This is a genomic window from Neisseria sp. HMSC065D04 (assembly GCF_001815675.1).
In the GTDB taxonomy this organism is placed as follows: Bacteria; Pseudomonadota; Gammaproteobacteria; order Burkholderiales; family Neisseriaceae; genus Neisseria.
In genome coordinates this window covers 4,748-11,453 of sequence record NZ_KV821501.1, presented here as the reverse complement: position 1 = coordinate 11,453, position 6,706 = coordinate 4,748, and the positions used below count along the sequence as shown (strand labels likewise).

General features: G+C 49.6%; 5 protein-coding genes. 2 read left to right on the top strand and 3 right to left on the bottom strand.

All coding sequences use genetic code 11. From position 1 onward, the window contains the following. Window positions 1-151: 151 nt before the first annotated feature. Window positions 152-1,564, top strand: a complete 1,413-nt coding sequence (locus HMPREF3050_RS05310; RefSeq protein WP_070773862.1) for a 3'-5' exonuclease family protein — start codon at window positions 152-154, stop codon at window positions 1,562-1,564. 297 nt (window positions 1,565-1,861) lie between these two features. Here HMPREF3050_RS05310 and HMPREF3050_RS05305 read toward each other — a convergent pair whose 3' ends face one another. The 3 genes from HMPREF3050_RS05305 to hemA form a co-directional block, all read right to left on the bottom strand. Then, complete coding sequence (locus HMPREF3050_RS05305; protein WP_070773860.1) at window positions 1,862-2,620, bottom strand: tetratricopeptide repeat protein; 759 nt, start codon at window positions 2,618-2,620, stop codon at window positions 1,862-1,864. Window positions 2,621-2,713: 93 nt separating this feature from the next. Beyond that, a complete protein-coding gene (locus tag HMPREF3050_RS05300) occupies window positions 2,714-3,313 on the bottom strand; it encodes a Maf family protein (protein ID WP_070773858.1) in 600 nt (199 codons plus the stop codon). Window positions 3,314-3,416: 103 nt separating this feature from the next. After that, window positions 3,417-4,670 carry a glutamyl-tRNA reductase gene (gene hemA / locus HMPREF3050_RS05295; RefSeq protein WP_003761773.1) on the bottom strand — a complete coding sequence of 418 codons (1,254 nt, stop codon included), beginning with the start codon at window positions 4,668-4,670 and terminating at the stop codon, window positions 3,417-3,419. Between the two features lie 235 nt (window positions 4,671-4,905). Between hemA and cysI the strand changes: the two genes are divergently transcribed. Next, the gene (gene cysI, locus HMPREF3050_RS05290; protein WP_070773856.1) at window positions 4,906-6,660 is read left to right on the top strand and encodes an assimilatory sulfite reductase (NADPH) hemoprotein subunit; all 1,755 of its coding nucleotides are present in this window, start codon (window positions 4,906-4,908) and stop codon (window positions 6,658-6,660) included. The last annotated feature ends 46 nt before the right edge of the window (window positions 6,661-6,706 follow it).

Below are 6,706 nucleotides of genomic sequence, written 5' to 3'. Positions count from 1 at the left end.
GCCAGATACTCTATCCAACTGAGCTACGGGTGCACTGAAAGAAAGATTTGGATTATATTTTCCCATACAGGGCTTGTCAAGGGTTTTCTTGGATAAACGATGTGCAAAGTGTAGAATACTGCCCTGTTGTGTGAATTTTCAGGAATTTAGGATGTTTCATCTTTCTCGCTGGTTGAGATTATCGGAAGCTTTTACCCGATTGAACCGCCCTGTTGTGGTCGTTGATTTAGAATCTACCGGCGGCAATCTGTATCAAGACAGGGTGACGGAAATTGCTTTTCTGCGCTTTGAAAACGGCCGGGTAGAACATTACGAACAATTGATCAACCCGGGAAAGCCGATTCCTGAATTTGTCGTCCAACTGACCGGCATTACCAATGAAATGGTGGCGCAGGCTCCCGCTTTCGACCAAATTGCCCCCGACATACTGCCTTTACTACGCGGCTCGTTGATCGTGGCACACAACAGCCGTTTCGACTACACCTTCCTGCGCCATGAATTTTGTCGTGCAGGCATCGATTTTGCCGCTCCGGCATTGTGCACCGTCCAACTGTCCCGCCGTCTGTACCCTCAATTTTATAAACACAATCTTGACAGTATTATCAGCAGGATGGGAATCCAAACGGACGCTCGTCACCGTGCGTTAGCCGATGTTTTGGCGCTTGCCGATTATTTGGAACACAGCCTGAAAGAGAAAACCTCCGAAGAATGGGACAATCATTGCCGTGCGTTGATGAATCCGAAAATGCTGCCGACGCAGCTATCCGATTCTTTGACGGCAAAACTCTATTCATTACCCGATACGGTAGGCGTACTTGTCTGGTTTGACTATTCAGGAAAAGTGCTGTCCGTCGAGGCGTATGAAAAAACGTATAGCGAAATCGCCGCCCTACTCCACAGCAAAGAAGGCTTGCACTATATTCAAAATGCTGCAGATGTGAAATTCATCCCCGCAGTAGGGAGCCTGCATGCCTTGTGGTTGAAAGCTCAGGTTATGCAGGAATATCAAGAGGAGTTATCTGCACCATTTCTCCTCAAGCAATTGAATCCCAAAACATTTATGACTGTTAAGTTCATCCCCGACGAACATGGCATACTGAAAGCACGAATTGTGCCGCTAGACAACGGCAGCAGCACCACCCGCCCTTACGGTTTGTTTATCCACAAAAAAGCGGCAAAACGCGCATTGAACATCTGGGCGCAAGAACATAATTTCTGTCCCGATGCCTTAAACATTTTGCCGGTCAGTCACGCAAAGGGAGCGTTATGCCCCGTGCAGGCTGTCGGCAAGTGCCATGGGACATGCCATAAAGGTGACGGAATCGAAGAACAAAATACCCGAATTCATGCCATGGCATCCAAGCTGCCTGTTGCCGACTGGGGGAAAGTGCATGAAGTGGAAATCACGGAAACAGACGAATTATCAGGCCGCCGCGTCATCATGCGCTGCGCCGGAGGAGCCTTGGAGCTGCCGAACGGACACTGGTATTTCGACAACCTGCTGCCCTCTATACTGAAGATCAAATTCAAACAAGACAGACAAAATATCCGCGTTATCGCTTGAGTAATTGACGTAAGTGGACAAACAAAGAGGTCGTCTGAAAACCAAGTTAGCGTTTTCAGACGACCTTTTTCATTACTGAGAATTATTCAAGTCTACGGTTTATCACAGCTTTTCCCATATAGTGGATTAACTCTAAATCAGGACAAGGCGACGAAGCCGCAGACAGTACAGATAGTACGGAACCGATTCACTTGGTACTTCAGCACCTTAGAGAATCGTTCTCTTGAGCTAAGGCGAGGCAACGCCGTACTGGTTTAAATTTAATCCACTATACAAAACCTCAATCCGTCATAAGATTTATTGAGCTATCCTTTTAGATACCCGAGAAGGAACGGAGGCTTTCTCCCCGGTTTTCTTTATTTGGGAGAGGTATTTTTTATAAAATATTTTCGCATTCCGTTTATCTTTTGAATCCCAATACGCATCTGCAATATTTAAGTATGCAACAGTTCTGTCTGGGGATGTCTTAATAATCTTATGTAAAAGATATATTGCAGACTGATGATACTCCTGATTATTAAGATAAAATGCAATATTATTATATGTTGCAATATTTTTCTGATTAATCGGGTACCTGTCAAGATACCAATCCATTCTACTTTTATCTATATCAAAACCCGAGTGGTCTTTGACATACTCTTCTAAATCGTTCAATGTATTTTCAAGTGCATAAAAAGTTCTACATTTCTCACCATGCATCTTTAAAACAGTCTGCCTATCATAATCTTTTATGGGTTTATGGATATTTTTTCTGCACTCTAAAGATTTAACGTCAAAATCTTCCTTATGCAGACTAATCGTTTTCAATTTATCTAAAATCAATAACTTCCCATTCCTTTTTATGTAATATTCTTCATAAAATCTCCCGCCAAAATCATCAACCCTAACGACAATAAAATCGCCCTCCTCATAAGACGTAATATTTTCCTTCTTTACGTCACTAAAAAAATTATTTATTTCAATCGATTGCTTTTTATCTCCAATTGGTTCGTAACTATTGGCGCTTACTGACACAGGAAACAACAATATGAATAAATACAAACCGATTTTTTTCATTTTCTTTTTACTCTTTTTTAAATCTAAAAAATACAGCCATAAAGACAAACAAAGAAGATTGATGATTTTTACTGCAACTGAACAGCCCAAACCTCAGGGAAAAGGCGGAACAGACAAATCAAATTGCTTCAGTAAACCGACGGTTTCATAAACGGGCAGTCCCATCACGCCGGTAAAACTACCCTGCAAATGCTCGACAAACACGCCGCCCAAGCCTTGGATTCCGTATGCACCGGCTTTATCCATCGGCTCACCGCTTTGAATGTAGGCAAAGATTTCGTCAGGGGATAAGGTTTTGAAACGCACATCGCTGGTTTGCAAGACGCTGCGCGTTTCGCCTTGCCAATAAACGCATACGGCAGTCAGTACTTGATGGGTTTGCCCTGACAACTGCCCAAGCATTGCGGCGGCATGCTCTTGGGTTTCGGGTTTGCCGAGGATATGGTTTTGATAGGCAACGGTGGTATCGGCGGTCAGAATGGGAAATTCGGGCGGCGTATCATGTTGCGCAAACCATTGGGCGACGGCGGCTGCGTTCTTTTCATTCGCCATACGCTGAACATAATCGGCGGCATTTTCGTCAAGAAATGGCGTTTCATCGATATCGGCGGGAATGCGCTGAATTTGGTAGCCTAAGTTTTCAAGGATTTCGCGGCGGCGCGGACTGCCGGAGGCAAGATAAAGTGTCTGCATAAGTTTTCAGATATTTGAGATACGGATTTTGGGGATTTAATCGATAAGGCAGAGAGGCATACGGAAAGGTCGTCTGAAAATTTTCAGACGACCTTTCCAATCGTTAATCGTGTTGATCCAATTGATAAATTTGAGCAACGGCATCGACCAGATTGCTGTTTTCCGAGCCTGCCTTATTGAGGGTTTGAGTGGGAGAGTGGAGGAGTTTGTTGGTCAATTGGATGGAGAGCCGCTCCAATACCTCTTCCGCCGATGCACCTTTGGCAAGCTGTTTCATCGCATTTTCCAAAACCTGCCTGCGGGCGCGTTCGCCTTCGTCACGCAGGGCGCGGATAAGGGGGACGCTTTGGCGGCTTTGTTGTTGGCGGACAAACTCACCGACCTTTTTCTCCACCATAGCTTCGGCTTCGGCAGCCGCTTTTTGGCGGGCCTCCTTGCCGTTTTGAACGATGCCCATCATGTCATCAACAGTGTAGAGATAAGCGTCGCCCAGCTCCCCCACTTCGGCTTCGATATCGCGCGGAACGGCAAGGTCGAGCAGAAACATGGGCATATTGAGACGCAGGCGCAATGCGCGTTCCACCATGCCTTTGCCGACCAACGGGAGCTGGCTGGCGGTAGAGGAAACGACGACATCGTATTCGTGCAGGATATCGGGCAACTCTGTCAGCAGGCAAGGCTCGGCATTCAGTCCGAGTTTGTCGCACAACTCTTGGGCGCGCGGCAAGGTACGGTTGGCAACGGTAATGAGTTTGGGACTTTTGGCGGCGAAATAGGTGGCGACCAATTCAATCATTTCGCCCGCGCCGATAAATAGAACGTTCAGATCGCCGATATCGGGAAAAATCTGTTCGGCAAGCTTGACGGATGCGGAAGCCATCGAAACGGAATTCTCGCCGACAGCGGTGTCGGTACGCACTTCTTTGGCAACGGCAAACGTTTTTTGAAACAATGCGTTGAGGTTGGTATTGATGCTTTCTTGCTCTTGTGCGACACGCACAGCATCTTTAATCTGTCCCAAAATCTGCGGCTCGCCCAATACCATAGAATCCAATCCGCAGGCAACGCGGAAAGCGTGGCGGATGGTTTCGTTGTTGTCCAAGGTATAAAGATAGGGGCGGATTTCTTCGGCGGGCAGGTTGTGGTATTGCGCCAGCCATTCGATGATTTGCTCGGTTTCGCCGACGCAGTAAAGCTCGGTGCGGTTGCAGGTCGATAGAATTACTGCCTCCTTCGCTGCTTTGCTTCGAGCAAGGTTGCGGACGGCTTCGGGCAGGCTTGCTGCGGTGAATGCCAGCTTCTCGCGTATACTCAAAGGCGCAGTTTGGTGGTTGAGTCCGACGGCGGTAAGTTGCATGGGATAAGGTGGGAGAGATGGTATGTGTCGGCGGGTATTATAGCTTAACTTGACTTTGAAATGAATGTGTTGGCTTCCAAACAAACAGTGCGATTGGCAAAATTTAGATTACCCGGGGTCGTCTGAAAACATCAGATTCATATAACGAAATCATCTTTAAATCGAACAAACCATTCTTTCCCATTTTCAGACGACCTGATTAAAGTAGCTCCAAACTGAGAATAAGGAGCACCCTATGACCACTACCGCCGACCCGCGCGCCAAGCTGCCCGATACCCCGCTTTCCGGCAACGAAGCCCTGAAAGACCGCAGCGATTATCTGCACGGTACCATCAAACAAGACCTGACCGATGACTTTACCGGCGGCTTTACCGCCGACAATTTCCAGCTCATCCGTTTCCACGGTATGTACGAGCAGGACAACCGCGACATCCGCGCCGAGCGTACCGATCAAAAACTCGAACCCTTAAAAAACATGATGTTGCGCTGCCGTCTGCCCGGCGGCATCATCACGCCGGCGCAGTGGCTGGGCATAGACGAATTTGCCGGCGACCACACCATTTACGGCTCCATCCGCCTGACCAACCGCCAAACCTTCCAATACCACGGCATTTTAAAAACCGATTTGAAACTGGCACACCAGTCCCTGCACAAACTCGGCCTCGATTCCATCGCCACCGCCAGCGACGTCAACCGCAACGTACTCTGCACCAGCAACCCCGTCCAAAGCCCGCTGCACCAAGAAGCCTACGAATGGGCGAAACGCATCAGTATGCACCTTCTGCCGCGAACCATGGCTTACGCCGATGTCTGGCTGGACGGCGAAAAAGTGTTCACCACCGAACCGACCGAGCCGCGCAACAAAGAAATCGCCGACGATGTCGAGCCGATTTTGGGCAAAACCTATCTGCCGCGCAAATTCAAAACCGCCGTCGTCATCCCGCCTGATAACGATGTGGACATCCACTCTAACGATTTAGGCTTCGTCGCCATCGAAGAAAACGGCAAACTTGTCGGCTTCAACGTCCTTGTCGGTGGCGGGCTGTCCAGCGAACACGGCAACACCAAAACCTACCCCAACACCTCCTACGAATTCGGTTTCGTCCCCCTTGAATACACCCTCAACGCCGCAGAAGCCGTCGTCAGCACCCAACGCGACTGGGGCAACCGCAGCGACCGCAAAGCCGCGCGTACCCGCTATACACTCCAGCGCGTCGGCGTCGAAGTATTCAAAGAAGAAGTCGAAAAGCGCATGGGCATCAAGTTCGAACCTATCCGCCCCTACGCTTTCACCCATCGCGGCGACCACATCGGCTGGGTTAAAGGACTCGAAGGCAACTGGCACCTGACCCTGTTTATCGAAAACGGCCGCCTGCTCGACTACCCCGGCAGGCCGTTGAAAACCGGCGTGCGCGAAATCGCCAAAATCCACCCCGGCGACTTCCGCCTGACCGCCAATCAAAACCTCGTCGTCGCCAACGTCCCGCCCGAGCTGAAAGACACCATAGACAAAATCGCCAAAGAACACGGCTTAATCAGCAAATCCATCACCATCCAGCGCGAAAACTCGATGGCGTGCGTCGCCCTGCCGACCTGTCCGCTGGCGATGGCGGAGGCCGAACGCTTCCTGCCGTCGTTCTCCGACAAAATCGACGAAATGTTCGCCAAATACGGCTTGGAAGACGAATACATCGTCCTGCGCGTCACCGGCTGCCCCAATGGCTGCGGCCGCGCCATGCTTGCCGAAATCGGTTTGGTCGGCAAAGCCGTCGGCCGCTACAACCTCTACGCAGGCGGCAACCGCGAAGGCACACGCATCCCGCGTCTCTTTAAAGAAAACATTACCGAACCCGAAATCCTCGAAATCGTCGACGGCTGGGTCGGCAACTGGGCGCAAAACCGCCTCGACGACGAAGGCTTCGGCGACTTCGCCGTCCGTACCGGCATCGTCAAACCCGTCCTCGACCCGCCGCGCGATTTCTGGGCTTGAAAACCTGTTGGCAGATTATAGTGGATTAACTTTAAACCAGTACGGC

Coding starts and splice junctions, on each gene's coding strand:
- HMPREF3050_RS05310 (WP_070773862.1), top strand. CDS start 152: ATGTTTCATCTTTCTCGCTGGTTGAGATTATCGGAAGCTTTTACCCGA.
- HMPREF3050_RS05305 (WP_070773860.1), bottom strand. CDS start 2,620: ATGAAAAAAATCGGTTTGTATTTATTCATATTGTTGTTTCCTGTGTCA.
- HMPREF3050_RS05300 (WP_070773858.1), bottom strand. CDS start 3,313: ATGCAGACACTTTATCTTGCCTCCGGCAGTCCGCGCCGCCGCGAAATC.
- hemA (WP_003761773.1), bottom strand. CDS start 4,670: ATGCAACTTACCGCCGTCGGACTCAACCACCAAACTGCGCCTTTGAGT.
- cysI (WP_070773856.1), top strand. CDS start 4,906: ATGACCACTACCGCCGACCCGCGCGCCAAGCTGCCCGATACCCCGCTT.